Source organism: Enterobacter sp. P82 (genome assembly GCF_037053385.1).
Taxonomy (GTDB): domain Bacteria; phylum Pseudomonadota; class Gammaproteobacteria; order Enterobacterales; family Enterobacteriaceae; genus Enterobacter.
Genome location: NZ_JBALHX010000001.1, coordinates 58276 through 74386, shown reverse-complemented (window position 1 = coordinate 74386; position 16111 = coordinate 58276). Strand labels below are relative to the sequence as shown.

Here is a 16111-nt window from a genome sequence, read left to right as displayed (position 1 = left end):
GCGTTGCCCGTCTGTTACTGTGCTGCTGATTGTTCGGCATTAACGGTAAGACGTGCAACCTGGTTAGTTCTGATAAAGCGGCTCAGGTCGACAGGTTTTCCTTGATACTGGATCTGTACCGCTGCCGGAGCGCCGATTTTAAGTTTATAGGGAGCCTGGCCGGTTAGGTTTAACGTGCCATCTTTACGCTGCAGGCCGCTGAACAGTTTTTTACCTGTTGCATCAGTGACTTCTAACCAGCAGTCGGCTGTGAAATTCATCACCAACGCGTTAGGATCCGCCGCTGGCGTTGCCACGCCGGCCTGATCGGTCGGCAGTGGTGCTGCGGTGTTCGCCGCCGGTGCGTTCGTTGCGGTATCCACAGGAGCCTGAGAAGGTGCAACTACGGTGTTTTGATCCTGAGCCGGAGCCTGAGCCTGAGGTGCTGGCGTGTTGGCTGTTACTGCTGGAGCCTGCGTCGCATCGGTTGCAGGTGTCTCGGTCGTCGCGGTTTGCGGTTCGCTGGTCGTTGCCGCGCCGTCGGTGCCGAGCGGTACGCTCTGTGCGTTACCGTTTCCGGCCTGGTTAAGTTCAGCGGAAGATTGATCGGCCATGGTGGTGATCTCTTCCTGCTGCGCTTTGTGGTTTTGCCACCACCACGCGCCCGTCAGGCCGACAACCACAAACAGCACCAACCAGGTGAAGCTCATCAGCCAGCCATCACGTTTTTTACGACGTTTCCCCAGGGAGAATGTCTGCATCGGCGCAACTTTTGCTGCACGTACCGGTGCCTGCTTCTCCATCATCGGCAGTAATTCGTTTTCGGGGATGTGCACCAGTTTTGCGTAAGAGCGGATATAACCGCGCAAGAACGTTGAAGCCAGATCGGCAGGCGCCTTATCTTCTTCAATATCGCGAACCGTGGAAACCTTCAGGCACAAGCGTTCTGCAACGGCTTGCTGGCTGAGTCCGAGTTGTTCACGGGCGTTGCGAAGACGAACGCCAGTGGAGAGTGCTTCATGTTGGTCGTGAGTGGCTTCAGTATTCATTCGCTACAACTACTGGTACGTGAAAAATAAGGGTTCAGGCGCCGGTGAGTCACAATGCCACCCGCACCGCGAAACTTCTGGTCAGTTAACCGTGAACAGACAGTATAAGACTGTCTGCCCGGAGATGACAGTACAGCCCTGCCCGTACGGCTAAACTGTTGTTACGTCGTTACATACTGCCCGAAAGTCGGATGAAACGCACCGTAATTATTACTCAGTCATCACGAATCTGACTGATTATTCAGTAAGATTATGCTTCACGGCGCAAATAATGCGCCGTGAGTGCATAATAATCAAACAGCTTTGACCGCAATTGTCTCACCCTGCATACGTTTACGCAGGGTGCGTTTGGTACGGTCGATGACATCACCTGCCAGCTGTCCGCATGCGGCATCAATATCATCACCACGGGTTTTACGCACGATGGTGGTGAAACCATACTCCATCAGCACTTTGGAGAAGCGATCGATACGGCTGTTCGAGCTACGTCCATATGGTGCGCCCGGGAACGGGTTCCATGGAATCAGGTTGATTTTGCATGGCGTATCTTTCAGCAGTTCAGCCAGCTGATGCGCATGTTCGGTACCGTCGTTAACATGGTCAAGCATCACGTACTCGATAGTGACACGACCCTGGTTCGCGTTAGATTTCTCCAGGTAACGACGCACGGCGGCGAGGAAGGTTTCGATGTTGTACTTTTTGTTGATCGGCACAATTTCGTCACGGATTTCATCGTTTGGTGCGTGCAGGGAGATTGCCAGCGCAACGTCAATCATGTCGCCGAGCTTGTCCAGCGCAGGTACAACACCTGAGGTCGACAACGTTACACGACGTTTAGACAGACCGAAACCGAAGTCATCCAGCATGATTTCCATCGCCGGAACGACGTTAGTCAGGTTCAGCAGTGGCTCACCCATGCCCATCATCACCACGTTGGTAATGGGACGCGTACCTGTCACTTTTGCTGCGCCCACAATTTTTGCGGCACGCCAGACCTGGCCGATAATTTCAGAGACACGCAGGTTACGGTTAAAACCTTGCTGCGCGGTAGAGCAGAATTTGCACTCCAGCGCACAACCCACCTGAGATGAAACACACAGCGTGGCGCGGTCCTCTTCCGGGATGTAGACGGTTTCAACGCGTTGATCGCCTACGGCAATCGCCCATTTGATGGTGCCGTCAGAAGAACGCTGCTCTTCCACCACTTCTGGAGCACGGATCTCTGCAACTTCTTTGAGCTTGTTGCGCAGGACCTTGTTGATGTCAGTCATGTCATCAAAATTGTCGCTGCAGTAATGGTACATCCATTTCATCACCTGATCGGCACGAAACGGCTTCTCACCCATCTCTTTAAAGAACTCGCGCATCTGCTGACGGTTCAGATCCAGCAGGTTGATTTTTCCATTTTTATTTGGAACCGCAGGCGTGGCGACTTCGGAGGTATTCACTAATTCAGACATAATTTTTTCCGGCCTCGTTGTTACACGTTATGGCCCATGGAGGGTTGAATAGAAACGCCCCGGAAAGCAGCCTGCTCGTCCGGGGCGTTGCATTGTACAAACTCTGACGCAGGGATGCCACGTCTGGACGCGGCATTTACGAAAATAATGTGTAAACGAAACCGTTAAATTAACGGGTACGTGGACACACTTCGCCTTCTGCGAAGAAGAAAGCGATTTCGCGTGCAGCAGATTCAACAGAGTCAGAACCGTGAGTACCGTTCTCAGTGAAGCTGTCAGCGTAGTCAGCGCGCAGAGTACCGGCCAGCGCGTTATCCGGGTTGGTGGCACCCAGCAGATCACGGTGACGCTGTACTGCGTTTTCGCCTTCCAGTACGGATACAACGATTGGACCGGAGGTCATGAACTCAACCAGGCCGTCAAAGAATGGGCGACCTTCGTGCTCAGCGTAGAAACCGCGAGCCTGTTCAACGGTCAGGTGCAGCATTTTAGTGCCAACAATCTTAAAACCTGCTGATTCAAAGCGAGCGAAGATGCTGCCAATAACGTTTTTTGCCACCGCGTTTGGTTTGATGATGGAAAAAGTACGTTCAATAGCCATGATAACCTCTGTCAATGTTCTGTTGTTTTGCATACCTGAGTATGGTGTGGCGCGGATTATAATGAGCAATAGCGCCATTGCCTATGGATTCAGGTAACATTTTTTTAAAATAAGACGAGTTTTAGCAACAGCTCACATCTGAAAGCTGTTTTCGGATCACTGCAGCGTAAAATTCACCGTCGCGACCTGCCCGCTCTCATCCATAACGAGTAACTGATAATCACCCGATTTATCAAGCTGTAATGTGTAAACTCTTCCTTTCACACTCAGCGGTTCGCCGTTCAAAAACCACCAGCGCTCGCCGCTATTGCCGGTCACCTGAAGCGGCAACGAAACGCGGGATTCCCCCGGCAGACGTTTGATAACGGCCCCCTCACGCACGCCGGTCAACATAAGCGGAGCAGGTGCATCCTGCGACAACGGCGGACACGTTGCCGAAGAGGGAGGAACCCGGACCGCGCGACGTTCGGTTGCAGGCAGCCACGGCTCCAGCGGCAGCGGCCAGACATCCAGCACTTTCTCAGTAGCATCAGGGCAGTCTGCCGCAACGCGTTTGCCGGTTTTATCCAGCCATACCGGGAAACGAATGCCGCGTATGCCTTCCTGTTCCGGTAAAAGCAGCGTGGGTGGTTCACTCCCCTCAAGTAACCACGTCGCAAGACGACGTCGGCAGTTTTCACTACCTTCCGGCAGCGACTGGCCACCCGGCCAGCAGATCACACCCCGCCCGACGCTTTCCGGACGCGGATCGCGCGGCAGACGGGCTTCGTCTACCGTTGAGCGCGACTGAATCAGGTTATTCACCTGATTTAACAGCGGCACGGCGCTGGCAAAACCAAACTGCCCCGCTACCGGCGTGCCGTCTGGTCGTCCGGTCCAGATACCAATCACGTAACGGGCATTCAGACCAATGGCCCAGGCATCACGGTAGCCGTAGCTGGTCCCTGTTTTCCACGCCAGCGGCGCGATTTGTGGTAACGCATTATCCGGTAGCGGCTGCGCCTCATTCGCAAGAATACGACGAATAATCCACGCCGAGCCTTGTGACAATAACGGACGTTCAACCAGCGGATCGCCTGGCTGTAAACGCAATCGCCCCGCTTTACCGTGTCGGGCAAAGGTGCTGTAGGCTGCCGTGATGTCCGCCAGTCGTGCGCCTGCACCTCCCAGTATCAGAGAAAGGTTTGGCTGTGCGCCCGCAGGCAGTATAAGCGGCAAGCCTGCATTGCTCAGCATCCCGGCAAACCGTTTTGGCCCATACGCTTCAAGCACCTGTACCGCAGGCAGGTTGAGAGAGCGCACCAGCGCCTCACTCATGCTGACCGGTCCGTGGAACCCACTGTCAAAATTCCCCGGGCGATAATCACCGGTTTTTCTTGGAACGTCCTGGAGCAACGACGCGGGATGGATCAGGCCATCGTCCAGCGCCATACCGTAGATAAAGGGCTTCAATACCGATCCCGGGGATCGGATCGCATTGACCATATCCACATGGCTGAAACGACTGTCATCGTTGATATCCACCGATCCCACCCAGCCACGCACTTTCATATCAGTATGATCGACCACGATCATCGCCAGCGAGCTGCGTGCAGGCAGGCGGGATTTCCAGTTCATTGCCAGCTCTTCCAGCTGCCGTTGCAGTCCGGCATCCAGCGTGGTGACAATTTTCGTGTCGCGACTTTTACCGAGCATCATCCGTGCAAAGAGCGGCGCCAGCTGCGGCATCTGCCGTGGTGCCAGCCATACCGCTTCTTCACGGGATTCTTTGACCTGTTTTGCAGACCAGACGCCTTGCGTCGCCATCCGATCGAGCACTTTATTGCGCGCCGCTTCGGCCCGTTCAGGCCAGCGGTCCGGGCGTAAACGACTCGGAGCCTGAGGAAGCACCGCCAGCAGCGCCGCATCGGAATAGCTGAGCTGCGACGGTGGTTTGCCGAGATAGGTCCAGCTTGCGGCTCCCACTCCCTGCAACGTGCCGCCAAACGGGGCGCGGTTGAGATAGAGCGTGAGGATCTCGCGTTTGGAAAGATGCCATTCCAGTTGCATCGCCCGCCAGAGCTGACGAATTTTGCCACCAAAGGTACGTGGATGTGGATCCAACAGGCGCGCCACCTGCATGGTGAGCGTGCTGCCGCCAGAGACAACCTTTCCGGAAGAGAGATCCTGCCAGGCCGCACGAAGAACAGAAAAAGGGTTCACGCCAGGATGGTCCCAGAACCAGCGATCTTCATACTGGATCAGGGCCTCAAGATAGCGGGGAGAGACCTCTTCAATCGTAACCGGGTAGCGCCAGATCCCGTCGTTATCGGCAAAACGCCAGAGCGGCGTCCCCTTCTCGTCCACCACGACCCGCGCAGGGTTGACCTCTTTCAGAGGCAATGGCCACAGACGGTCAGCGACAAGAACGAGCCCCCATAAAACGAGAAGCGCTCCCGCCAGCCAAAGCCAGCGGGAGCGTATCAAACGCGCCATCAGCATATTACGGAACAACAATCAGCGGGCCACTGGCCGCACCCGTTGCCCGCCACTGCGGAACATACATGGATTCAACCATCGAAACCGGTACCTGGTAGGTTCCCGGCGTGACCGCACGGGCCAGGTAGACCAGCGTCACCGGCTGTCCTTCATTGACAGGGACTGCCGCCACGAAGCGATCGTCACGGAATTCCATATGCTGAATATCCGCCTGCTGCATCTGGCTGAGCAAATTCTGCACTTCGCTACCGCTATCCTGCAGGCTGGCGCTACTGCTCGCCAGGTTCTGGTTTTCCAGTTCCAGCCCAGCCGGGAGCAGATCGACAACCAGCGCATCAGGCACGTTCTGGTTGGCTTTAACTTCCAGCCACACCAGCACCAGCTCACCGCTCTTCAGCTCAGAAAGAGACTTCGAGCTGCCGTCGGTTGCCAGAATATGGCGTTCAACCTGCAATACGTTAGAGGCTGGCTGAGGCGCGTATTCCGGATAACCCGTACTGTCCAGGCGCACCCACAGCGGTGTCGTACCGGTATTGGTCACCTGCAGCGCGCCAAGCTGATCGCCATTCACATTTTGGATCAGCGACTTATCCCCACCTGATGCGGTATCAGACAAGGAGGTTTTCGCCTGCCATGCCCCTGACAAGGTTTGCAGCGAACGTCCGGCCAGGAACAGAGCATTGCTCTCCTGAGTGGACAACCAGCGCTGGCTGAAGGCTTGTTCAGACAAGGCATTCAACAGCGTAATTTGCGCATCCGGCAGCAGCTTGTACTCCTCCAGGAGGGAGAGCATCAGTGCGTTATCACGCAGGACGCTACCGTAATCGGCCATCCAGGTTTTGCTGTCGTTACGCGGCGTTTTGAGTGCCAGATCCAGCGCCTGCTGGCTACGCGGAGCATCACCCATCAGTTTAAGTGCCATACCCAGTTGCATCAGCGGTAGTCCGGAGGCCGCTTGCCCGTGGCGCTCCCAGATCTCACGCAGCGCACCCAGTGGCGCTTTTTGCTGACGCGCCAGCACCAGTGCAGCGTAAGCCTGTACGGCGAACTTGCTGGCCTGAGTATCGTCGCTATAGCGAATGGACATCATGCCCGGATCCTGCAGATAACGCAGCAGGCGGCTATTGGCGTTATTCACTGCATCCACAGGTACGCTGTAACCCTGCTCGCCCGCACGCACCAGGAAGTCAGTAACGTAAGCTGTCAGCCAGTACTCTTCCGGGCCATTTTTATCCCAAAGAGCGAAACCACCGTCCTCACGCTGCATCTGCAACAGACGGGAGATACCGATATCAATGGCCGCGCGGCGTTTGTCGTCTGTATCACCTTTGATGCCAAGTGCGGTGAGTTGCGCCGCATTGGTGTAGAGCGACGGGAACAGACCGCTGGCAGTTTGTTCCAGACAGCCATACGGATAAGCCTGCAGTTCGCGAATATAACGCGCCAGATTGAGCGGCGGTTTACCGCTCAGTAACAGTTGCCCCTGCAAGGTCGCAGGAGAGAAACCATTGATATGCTGCGCAGGTGCCGTCCAGGACTCACCAGGGTTCAGCATAGCCCCCGTATTCACCGTCTGGGCCGGGAACGCCGGACGCACGCCGATTTTCCAGCTCTTCTGCTGCGGTGCGAAAGTCTCGCCCGGAAGCTGCAGGCCGGTAACCTGCGCGGTCACTTCACCGTCGCCATAACCGTCCAGTGCACGTACGGGAATAAACAGCGTACTGCGTGCACCAGGAGATAACTGAACCGGCTGTGGCTGTGCGCCTTCAAGCGACAGTTTACCGGTCGCGGTCAAGGCGATGTTCAGCGTCTGCGGCTTGTCAGTCAGGTTGGTGAGATCCAGCGTCAGCCGTGAGGTGTCTCCACTTGCCAGGAAGCGTGGAGTATTCAGCTCGGTAATGACCGGCGCAGCAACAATGACTTTGCTTTCGCTGCTACCGAAATCATCTTCCGTCCAGGCCTGCGCCATCAGACGCAACTCACCGTTGAAATCACCAATCGGCAGCGTAACGGTACCTTCCCCGTTGGCATCAAGCGTAACCGGCTGAGCCTGCTGGGCGATAATGGTGACGTGGTTCACCGGCGGTTTTCCACCACGCTTGAGTTCATCTCCGTCACCACCAAAACGCAGTGCGGCCATACGGCCCTGACCTTCAATGACCTGGCCGTAGATATCGTAGATATCTGCGCCATAACGCTTCTGACCGAAGAAGGCTTGCCACGGATCCGGCGTGACGTAGTCGGTAATGTTCAGCACCCCGCTGTCCACCGCTGAAAGCAACACGTTCACTTTTTGTGGCGCTGCACCCTCTTTCACGCTGGCTTTTACCTTCACAGAGAGCGTCTGGTTTGGACGCATCTTCTGTGGGTTATCGAGCGCAATGTTCAGGCGGCGATTTTCATCGCCCATCGGCAGGTGCAGCAGACCCACCGCACGTTTTGGCGTAGCGGATTTGGATTTGTCCCCAGGGCGTACCACCAGCGTGCTGAGATAGAGATCGTGGCGTTTCCAGGCCTTATCCACCGGAATAGAGAGATCAAGCCCGTTTGCCGGTACGTCGATCTCTTTCCACCACAGAGGACCTTCGCTGGATTCGATCATCGCATAGCCTTTGCCTGCCGCCGGAGCAGCAATATGCAGTTGAATCGTATCCCCTGGCTGATAAGACGGCTTATCCAGCTTCAACGTCACGCGGTCAGGACGCGCAGCCCCTGTACCGTCACTATTATCCTGCCAGCTATACCCTGCCCAGAAGCGCACGCTGCTAACCATCTCGTCAGGTGCTTTAACTTCAAGACGGTATGAGCCCCACTCTACCGGGAAAGTGACTTTGCCGGTCTCATCGGCCTTAAGACTCAGTTCTTGCTCGCCTTCGATCAGATCTTTTTGATCAAACTGCGACTGCCAGCCTTCGCTTTCTGACCAGTTCCAGTAGTAGTCCCGGCGCTCGCGGATCAGGCGAACCTGTAACCCGGAAACAGCCTTTTTCGCCCCGCTGGCATCGGCATAGACAATGTCAAAGCTGGCGTTGCCATTTTCATCAACAATTGGCTGGTTGACTGTCGTATCGGTACGGTAGTCATAAACGGCTTTGCTGGCGAACTGGGGGCGGATACCCGGCAGCTCAGCCGCGGGCCAGATAGCCTGCTCAGCACGGCGCGTTACCGGACGACCACCCGACTCCAGCAGGCTGGCCTGCAGAATCAATTGCAGAGGAGAGTGCACCTCTTTCCACTGGCTTTCGGTAGAAACCTGCCCACGCCCCTTATCATCGAGAGTCAACTGAACTTCATCCAGACTGCGGCTCAGGTTCTCCTCGGCGATATCACCAAACTGGAAGCCCGGCAGCGCAGCAACGGCCTCACGCAGAGGACGCAGGAAAAGCTGGCCCTGCAGGGAATTACCGTTGGCTGGCGCACCGTACAGGTAATATCCCACCACGTTAAAGTTCACATCATCCTGCGGTGAAACCGGCATTTTTTGTCCGGTCAGGTTGAGCGCCATACGCTCTGGCATAAAATCTTCGACGTGGAAATCCCACAGACGCTGCAGGTTATCCCCTGTGTTGGCACGGATATGCCACATGCCGGTCTGCGCCCCGCTGTCCAGAGGATAGTTAAAGCGATAGAGGCCGTTCTCTGGCTGGACGACAATCGTGCGCGCCACCTGCCCATCCGGACGCAGCACGTCAAGTTTCACGGGCTGATCGGGAAGTGGTTTACCGTCACTGTCACGGAGCAAACCGTTAAGGATCACCGTTTCGCCCGGGCGGTAGAGATCGCGCGGACCAAACATAAAGAACTGCTTGCTGTAGCCCGGCGCACCTGCAATATCAAACTCCGCCAGATCGAGGGCCGGTAACTTAAGGTCAAGTAGCGTCGTTTGCCCGTCTTTACTGGCCAGAATCAACGCGGCCTCTTTGTCGGTCTCAAGCTTTGCATGGCCATCGCCATCGCTGTTCGCTTCGGCAAGGGTCTGCCCTTTATCGTTCAACAGAGTGACGGTCACACCAGACTGCGCCGCACCGTTTTCCAGACTCTGGGTAAAGATATCCAGGCGGTTATGATAACGGTGAGCGGACAGCCCAATGTCGCTTAAGGTAAAGAGAGTCGCAGCGTTGCTGTAGTTATAGTGCCCCGCCTGGTTCATCACCGCGATATAAACCCCAGACTGCTGAAGCGGCTTAATATCCTTCAGGGGCAACAGCAATTTTTCACGCGTGTTGCGCGCCGGGTTGAGGTCAAAACGCCCGGTGTATACCAGATCCGCCATCTTCAGCAGATTGTCAGATTCCCAGTTTGTCAGCGAATTACGGTATTCCCACTGACTGACAAACGAGGCCAACGATTCCGGCTTCACACGGTAGAAATTCACGTCCACATTGTTGACGTTGAGCGCCATCACCGGTAGACCTTCCACCACCTTGCCCGGCAGCAGTGAGCCCCGACTGGCGAAACCGACCGTCGGTTCAACATCCCGGGTGGTCAGCGCTTTTTCATAATCAATGTCGAACGTCGCTTTGTTCAGCCCCTGCAGGCCACGTTCAACGGTAACGACCAGATTGCGATTGGGCTCCAGATGGCGCAGACGCAGCTCTTTCAGGTTCGGCGCAAGTTCCCACGCCCCGTCAACCTTGCCACTTTTCTTATCCACAACATGCACTGTTTTCGCGAAATCCTGATCGGGATTCAGTGGAACAGAGAAGGTCAGCACCAGTGTTGATGCGCCATCGAGCTGCACTTCAGAAGCATCCAGCAGGGTTAGCGCTTTACCCTGACTCTGTGCCGCAAGTTTGGCCAGCTTTTCAGCATCGGGTTTTTCCGCCGCTTTTGGTGTTGTGGCTGTGGATGCTGCGGGAGCCGCAGCCTGAGATTTATCGTCGCTGTTATCACAGCCGACAAGCGTAAACGTGGTAAGCAGCGCGAGAGAGAGCGCGGCTAAGCGAAACGGTTTCATCCTTTGTCCCTGGCCCATGGAGCCTGTTGGTCGTCGTCCGGATAAGTATTATCCGCAAGTTTCACTAATTCAAAAAGTCCAATTTGAGAATCCGTAAAATTAAGGGGTGGCTCGCGACTTGAACGCAGTTTGCTTGTCGACGTCAGAAAAAACACCGACAATTCTTTTTTACGGAAAAGAATGGAGGCACCCCATGACTACCTCATATTTTGTCGCCGCCGACTGGCTCATTGAGCACAGCGACGACCCGGAAGTCCAGATTATCGATGCGCGAATGGCCCCTGCCGGGCAGGAACATCTCCGCGATATGGTCGCGGAGTACCGCGCAGGCCACCTGCCTGGTGCGGTATATTTTGATATTGAAGCCCTCTCCGATCACACCACTCCCCTGCCACACATGCTGCCACGTGCGGAAGCCTTTTCAGTGGCGATGCGCGAGCTGGGCATCAACCAGGACAAGCATCTGGTTGTCTACGATGAGGGTAATCTCTTCTCCGCGCCGCGCGCGTGGTGGATGCTGAAAAACTTCGGCGTCGAAAAGGTCTCGATTCTGGCAGGTGGTCTGGCTGGCTGGAAGCGCGATGAACTGCCGCTGCAACAGGGTGAAGTCACGCTGGCGGAAGGCGATTTCGATGCGACGTTTGCCCCACACGTGGTGAAACGCCTGACCGACGTACTGGTGGTTAGCCATGAAAAAACGGCACAAATCGTCGATGCCCGCCCAGCTCCGCGTTTCAATGCCGAAGCGGATGAGCCGCGTCCAGGACTGAAGCGTGGTCACATCCCGGGCGCACTGAATGTACCGTGGGGCGATCTGGTATTTGAAGGCGAACTGAAAACCACTGACGAACTTCGCGCTATTTTTGAGAGTCAGGGTGTGGATTTACACCGTCCGATTATTGCCAGCTGTGGCTCCGGCGTAACGGCTTGCGTGGTGATCCTGGCGCTCGCCACGCTCGGTGTAAACGACGTGACGCTCTATGACGGCGCCTGGAGCGAATGGGGAGCCCGAGACGATCTGCCGGTTGAACCCACCAGATAAACTCACGGGGTGAATATTCACCCCGAAAAGTTTATATAATCCGCGTGGTTTTGAGATCGCGCAGGAAACCGCCCCAGCGACGCTCATAGAACGGGGTGATATGCTCAGTAATAAAGTGACTGATGCCCTTCTCTCCTTTCTTCACCTGACAAATATCAATCGGCTCATCACCCGGCAGCGTATCGGTGGCCACGCTGCCCGCCGCCTGAATGATCTCGTCGATATCACCATCAGCTTCAATACCGATCAGCAACACCGGCTGTTCATCTGCATGCTCTTTAATTGAACAGAGGAACGCGCGTCTTACCGGTTTCAGGGTTTTGAACAACGTGGTCAGCGAATCGATCATCTGCGCAGGCGGTTCCGCCACTTCAGACAACAGCAGCGTTTCGCCCCCTTCCAGCACCTCTTGCGTGCTGAGCGGGTTACCCTCTTCGCCAATCAGATGGCTGATTTCACGCGGTGTGAACTCTTTTCCGGTCGGCAGTTTAGCGTTAAGGAACAGCGTCTGGCCGAGCGTCATTTCAAACAGGGTACGTACCGGCATCACCACGAACGCCTGTTCGTCTTCAACCGCTTTCTGCAACGCTTCCAGCGAGGTGAAGAACGGGATCACCGAAGTGCCGTCGTCTTTCTCCCAGTGCAGCAGATCCAGCGCGCTGTCTTCTACGACCTGCTCACCTTCCGCGGCGGTACCCGGCACCCAGACGGTGGATTCCAGCAGCGTGCGGAAAAATGCCGGACGATGGGCAGGCTCGGTTGCCGCCTTCTCCAGCAGGGTTTCTAATTCGTTTTTGGTTTCGGACATAACAATTACTCAGCCGTCAGCAGGTTCGCCACGGTACGCACACCCAGACCCGTTGCGCCCGCAGACCACTGCTCAACCGCCGCTTTACGGTACGTTGCTGAGCAGTCGATGTGCAGCCAGCCTTCCTGGTAGTTCTCAACAAAGTGAGACAGGAAACCGGCTGCGGTGCTCGCACCCGCCGGGTACGCCGCGCTTGCGGTGTTGTTCAGCTCGGCAAAGTTGGACGGCAACTGGTTACGGTGGAACTCGGCCAGCGGCAAACGCCAGAACGGCTCGTTCTCAGCGGCAGCACTTGCCAGCAGGCGCGCGGCCAGTTTGTCGTCGAAGCTGAACAGCGCATGGTAGTCGTTACCCAGCGCGGTTTTCGCTGCGCCGGTCAGGGTCGCCATGTCGATGATCAGTTCTGGTTTTTGGGCAGAGGCGTCGATCAGGCCATCGGCCAGCACCAGACGGCCTTCGGCGTCGGTGTTCATCACTTCAACGTTTTTGCCGTTGCGGTAGCGAATAATATCGCCCAGCTTGAAGGCATTGCCGCTCACCATGTTGTCAGCACAGCACAGGTAGAGCTTCACACGCTTGTTCAGACCACGGGTGATAGCAAACGCCAGCGCGCCGGTAATGGTAGCCGCGCCGCCCATATCGGACTTCATGGAATCCATGAACGCGCTCTGTTTCAGGCTGTAGCCACCGCTATCGAAAGTGATGCCTTTCCCGACCAGGCAAGCAAAGACTGGTGCTTCTTTATCGCCAGTTGGGTTGTAATCCAGAGCCAGCAGCACAGGAGGACGCTCAGAACCACGTCCTACAGTATGGATGCCCATGTAGTTCTGCTCGCGCAGATCTTCACCTTTGGTGATGCGGTAAGACATTTTGTCGCCCGCCACACCACACAGCAGGTCAACAGCACGTTGTGCCAGCTGTTCCGGGCCCAGCTCTTCTGCCGGGGCATTGATGCTGTCGCGCACCCAGTCGATAATGGTCAGACGGCTTTCCAGCTCTTTCTGCCCCGCGGCATCAAGGTTCGCCCACTCAATTTTGCGGGTGCCTTTCGGCCCTTTGTAGCCCGCCCAGAACGCCCAGCTGCGGTCGGTGTCCCAGCCTTCGCCGTCGAGGGTGACATGCTTAATGCCCAGACCATCCACTTTGCGCGCCGCGCGCTGGATCAGGCCCAAATCATCTTTGCCCGTCAGGTGCAGGGTAATACCGTCGTTGTTGATGCTGTACGTGGCTTTTTCTCCCCAGCGTGCGTCTGCAGGCTGTGTGGAGAGCGTAATCTTCATCGCTTCGGTCATTTTATTTATCCTTATTAGCAAACGGGCCGCCTGAAGGCAGCCCGTAAGGTGATTTATTCTGCTTCATCTAACCAGACTAACAGAATCGCCTCCAGAATTTTTTCATTGGATGCGTTTGGATCGTCGTCAAAATCCTCTAAATCGCAGATCCACTGGTGCATGTCGGTGAATCGTACGGTCTTCGGATCGAGATCCGGGTTCGCGTCGTAGAGCGCTTCGCCGATTTCACGGCTGTCTGTCCACTTCAGTCCCATATTAATGCTCGCGTGCGTGGTTGATGGTGTAGCGTGGGAATTCCACGACCAGATCTTCATCGGTCACCAGCGCCTGGCAGCTTAAGCGGCTGTCTGGCTCCAGACCCCATGCTTTATCCAGCATGTCGTCTTCGTCTTCGGTGCTCTCGGCGAGAGAGTCGAAACCTTCACGCACGACGCAGTGGCACGTAGTGCAGGCACAGGATTTTTCACAGGCGTGTTCCACTTCAATACCGTTACGCAGGGCAACATCGAGAATGGTTTCACCGGTCTTCGCTTCCAGAACAGCACCATCCGGACAGAGGTCCGCATGAGGCAAAATAACAATCTTTGGCATATTAAACCTCGTCCACGGACTGGCCTTTCAGCGCGACGCGGACAGATTTGTCCATGCGGCGAGCAGCAAAGTCCTGTGTTTGTTTATCAACGTTTTTAATGGCTTCTTCTATTGCATCAGCGTCATCGCCTTGCGCTACGGCACTTAAGTGTGCGGCAGCGTCGTCAATGACCTGGCGCTCAGCGGCGCTTAACAGCGCGGCATCGGCAGCGAGCGCGCCGTTCAGGCTTTCCAGCACGCGTGCGGCTTCAACTTTTTGTTCAGCCAGCATACGCGCCTTCACATCCTGCTCGGCGTAGCTCATTGAGTCCTGAATCATGGAGGCGATTTCGCCATCGGTCAGGCCGTAGGACGGCTTCACCTGAATGGACGATTCCACGCCGGTGGATTTTTCCATCGCCGTGACGCTCAGCAAACCGTCCGCATCCACCTGGAAGGTGACACGAATATGCGCCCCACCCGCAGGCAGCGCCGGAATACCGCGCAGCGCAAAGCGCGCCAGAGAGCGGCAGTCCTGTACCAGTTCGCGTTCGCCCTGCATCACGTGGATGGACATCGCGGTTTGACCGTCTTTAAAGGTGGTGAACTCCTGCGCGCGCGCCACCGGAATGGTGGTGTTACGCGGGATCACTTTCTCCACCAGGCCGCCCATGGTTTCTAAACCCAGCGACAGAGGGATGACGTCCAGCAGCAGCATTTCGCTGTCCGGCTTGTTGCCAACCAGAATATCGGCCTGGATAGCGGCGCCCACGGCAACTACCTTGTCCGGATCGATAGAGGTCAGCGGTGTGCGGCCAAAGAACTCGCCTACACGCTCACGCACCAGCGGCACACGGGTTGAACCACCCACCATAACCACTTCCAGCACCTCTTCAGCCTCAACACCGGCATCTTTCAATGCGCGGCGGCAGGCCAGCAGGGTGCGTTTCACCAGCGGGGCGATCAGGTCGTTGAACTGGTCGCGAGAGATGTCACCCTGCCAGCCCGCGACATTCACGGTGACAGACTGTGCATCACTCAACGCAATTTTTGCCTCGATGGCTGCATCCAGCAGTTCACGCTGTACGCGCGCATCGCTGCGATCGCTGATGCCTGCCTGCTCGCGAATAAAATCGGCCAGCAGATGGTCGAAGTCATCACCGCCCAGTGCGGAATCCCCGCCGGTTGCCAGCACTTCGAACACGCCACGGCTTAAGCGCAGGATCGAGATATCAAAGGTACCGCCACCGAGATCGTAAACCGCAATCACCCCTTCCTGACCGGAGTCGAGGCCGTAGGCAATTGCCGCTGCCGTCGGTTCGTTCAGCAGGCGCAGCACGTGCAGGCCCGCCAGACGCGCGGCGTCTTTGGTGCCCTGACGCTGTGCATCGTCAAAGTAGGCCGGTACGGTGATCACTACGCCGTCTAAATCGCCGCCGAGCGTCGCCGTAGCGCGCGCCGCCAGCGCTTTCAGGATATCAGCAGAAACACGGATCGGGTTCAGCAGACCGGCCGCAGTCGCGATCATCGGCAGGCCGTTTTCACTGGCCTGAAGCTGATACGGCAGATGCGGGTAACGGGTCTGAATATCGGCCAGCGAGCGGCCCATCATGCGCTTTACCGAGCTGATGGTATTGGCCGGATCGCGCGCGGCATTGGCGCGGGCGTCATAGCCAACCACGTGACCCTGCTGCTGGTAGTGGACCACGGAAGGCAGCAGATGGCGGCCCTGCTCGTCAGCCAGCGTTTCCGCCTGGCCGCTACGCACGGTCGCCACGAGAGAATTGGTGGTGCCCAGATCAATACCCACCGCCAGACGACGCTGGTGCGGTGCGGCACTTAAACCAGGCTCACTAATTTGTAATAAGGCCATAA

11 protein-coding genes are annotated in these 16111 nt (G+C 56.4%); 1 reads left to right on the top strand and 10 read right to left on the bottom strand.

Annotated features, from left to right (window positions below; translation table 11 throughout):
• Positions 1 to 14: 14 nt before the first annotated feature.
• From rodZ to WB237_RS00310, 5 genes are all read right to left on the bottom strand, one after another.
• Positions 15 to 1028 carry a cytoskeleton protein RodZ gene (gene rodZ, locus WB237_RS00330; RefSeq protein WP_336209333.1) on the bottom strand — a complete coding sequence of 338 codons (1014 nt, stop codon included), beginning with the start codon at positions 1026 to 1028 and terminating at the stop codon, positions 15 to 17.
• A gap of 293 nt (positions 1029 to 1321) precedes the next feature.
• On the bottom strand, positions 1322 to 2488 hold the full coding sequence (locus WB237_RS00325; RefSeq protein ID WP_014832896.1) for a bifunctional tRNA (adenosine(37)-C2)-methyltransferase TrmG/ribosomal RNA large subunit methyltransferase RlmN: 1167 nt from the start codon (positions 2486 to 2488) through the stop codon (positions 1322 to 1324).
• Positions 2489 to 2657: 169 nt separating this feature from the next.
• Positions 2658 to 3089: a nucleoside-diphosphate kinase gene (gene ndk, locus WB237_RS00320; protein ID WP_003860625.1), complete on the bottom strand. Its 432-nt coding sequence runs from the start codon at positions 3087 to 3089 to the stop codon at positions 2658 to 2660.
• Between the two features lie 156 nt (positions 3090 to 3245).
• Entirely contained in the window at positions 3246 to 5570 is a 2325-nt protein-coding gene (pbpC, locus tag WB237_RS00315; protein ID WP_336213425.1) for a peptidoglycan glycosyltransferase PbpC, read from the bottom strand.
• 1 nt (position 5571) lies between these two features.
• Positions 5572 to 10524, bottom strand: a complete 4953-nt coding sequence (locus tag WB237_RS00310) for an alpha-2-macroglobulin family protein (RefSeq protein WP_336209330.1) — start codon at positions 10522 to 10524, stop codon at positions 5572 to 5574.
• Between the two features lie 193 nt (positions 10525 to 10717).
• Between WB237_RS00310 and sseA the strand changes: the two genes are divergently transcribed.
• Complete coding sequence (gene sseA, locus WB237_RS00305) at positions 10718 to 11566, top strand: 3-mercaptopyruvate sulfurtransferase (protein ID WP_028016088.1); 849 nt, start codon at positions 10718 to 10720, stop codon at positions 11564 to 11566.
• 31 nt (positions 11567 to 11597) lie between these two features.
• On the opposite strand, the gene sseB is transcribed toward sseA, so the two are convergent.
• The 5 genes from sseB to hscA are packed head-to-tail and all read right to left on the bottom strand — an operon-like array spanning position 11598 to position 16109.
• Positions 11598 to 12374: an enhanced serine sensitivity protein SseB gene (sseB, locus tag WB237_RS00300; protein ID WP_336209327.1), complete on the bottom strand. Its 777-nt coding sequence runs from the start codon at positions 12372 to 12374 to the stop codon at positions 11598 to 11600.
• A gap of 5 nt (positions 12375 to 12379) precedes the next feature.
• Positions 12380 to 13666, bottom strand: coding sequence for an aminopeptidase PepB (pepB, locus tag WB237_RS00295; RefSeq protein ID WP_336209325.1), 1287 nt, complete (start codon positions 13664 to 13666; stop codon positions 12380 to 12382).
• Positions 13667 to 13719: 53 nt separating this feature from the next.
• Positions 13720 to 13920 (bottom strand): Fe-S cluster assembly protein IscX, encoded by a 201-nt coding sequence (gene iscX, locus WB237_RS00290; RefSeq protein WP_003860650.1) that lies wholly within the window; start codon positions 13918 to 13920, stop codon positions 13720 to 13722.
• Position 13921: 1 nt separating this feature from the next.
• On the bottom strand, positions 13922 to 14257 hold the full coding sequence (gene fdx, locus WB237_RS00285; RefSeq protein WP_014071345.1) for an ISC system 2Fe-2S type ferredoxin: 336 nt from the start codon (positions 14255 to 14257) through the stop codon (positions 13922 to 13924).
• Position 14258: 1 nt separating this feature from the next.
• On the bottom strand, positions 14259 to 16109 hold the full coding sequence (hscA, locus tag WB237_RS00280) for a Fe-S protein assembly chaperone HscA (RefSeq protein ID WP_236920251.1): 1851 nt from the start codon (positions 16107 to 16109) through the stop codon (positions 14259 to 14261).
• Between the last annotated feature and the right edge of the window lie 2 nt (positions 16110 to 16111).

Bases quoted from the DNA above. Each gene is read 5' to 3' on its own strand.
- WB237_RS00310 (WP_336209330.1), bottom strand. From the start codon at position 10,524: ATGAAACCGTTTCGCTTAGCCGCGCTCTCTCTCGCGCTGCTTACCACG.
- pbpC (WP_336213425.1), bottom strand. From the start codon at position 5,570: ATGCTGATGGCGCGTTTGATACGCTCCCGCTGGCTTTGGCTGGCGGGA.
- WB237_RS00325 (WP_014832896.1), bottom strand. From the start codon at position 2,488: ATGTCTGAATTAGTGAATACCTCCGAAGTCGCCACGCCTGCGGTTCCA.
- pepB (WP_336209325.1), bottom strand. From the start codon at position 13,666: ATGACCGAAGCGATGAAGATTACGCTCTCCACACAGCCTGCAGACGCA.
- ndk (WP_003860625.1), bottom strand. From the start codon at position 3,089: ATGGCTATTGAACGTACTTTTTCCATCATCAAACCAAACGCGGTGGCA.
- sseB (WP_336209327.1), bottom strand. From the start codon at position 12,374: ATGTCCGAAACCAAAAACGAATTAGAAACCCTGCTGGAGAAGGCGGCA.
- hscA (WP_236920251.1), bottom strand. From the start codon at position 16,109: ATGGCCTTATTACAAATTAGTGAGCCTGGTTTAAGTGCCGCACCGCAC.
- iscX (WP_003860650.1), bottom strand. From the start codon at position 13,920: ATGGGACTGAAGTGGACAGACAGCCGTGAAATCGGCGAAGCGCTCTAC.
- fdx (WP_014071345.1), bottom strand. From the start codon at position 14,257: ATGCCAAAGATTGTTATTTTGCCTCATGCGGACCTCTGTCCGGATGGT.
- rodZ (WP_336209333.1), bottom strand. From the start codon at position 1,028: ATGAATACTGAAGCCACTCACGACCAACATGAAGCACTCTCCACTGGC.
- sseA (WP_028016088.1), top strand. From the start codon at position 10,718: ATGACTACCTCATATTTTGTCGCCGCCGACTGGCTCATTGAGCACAGC.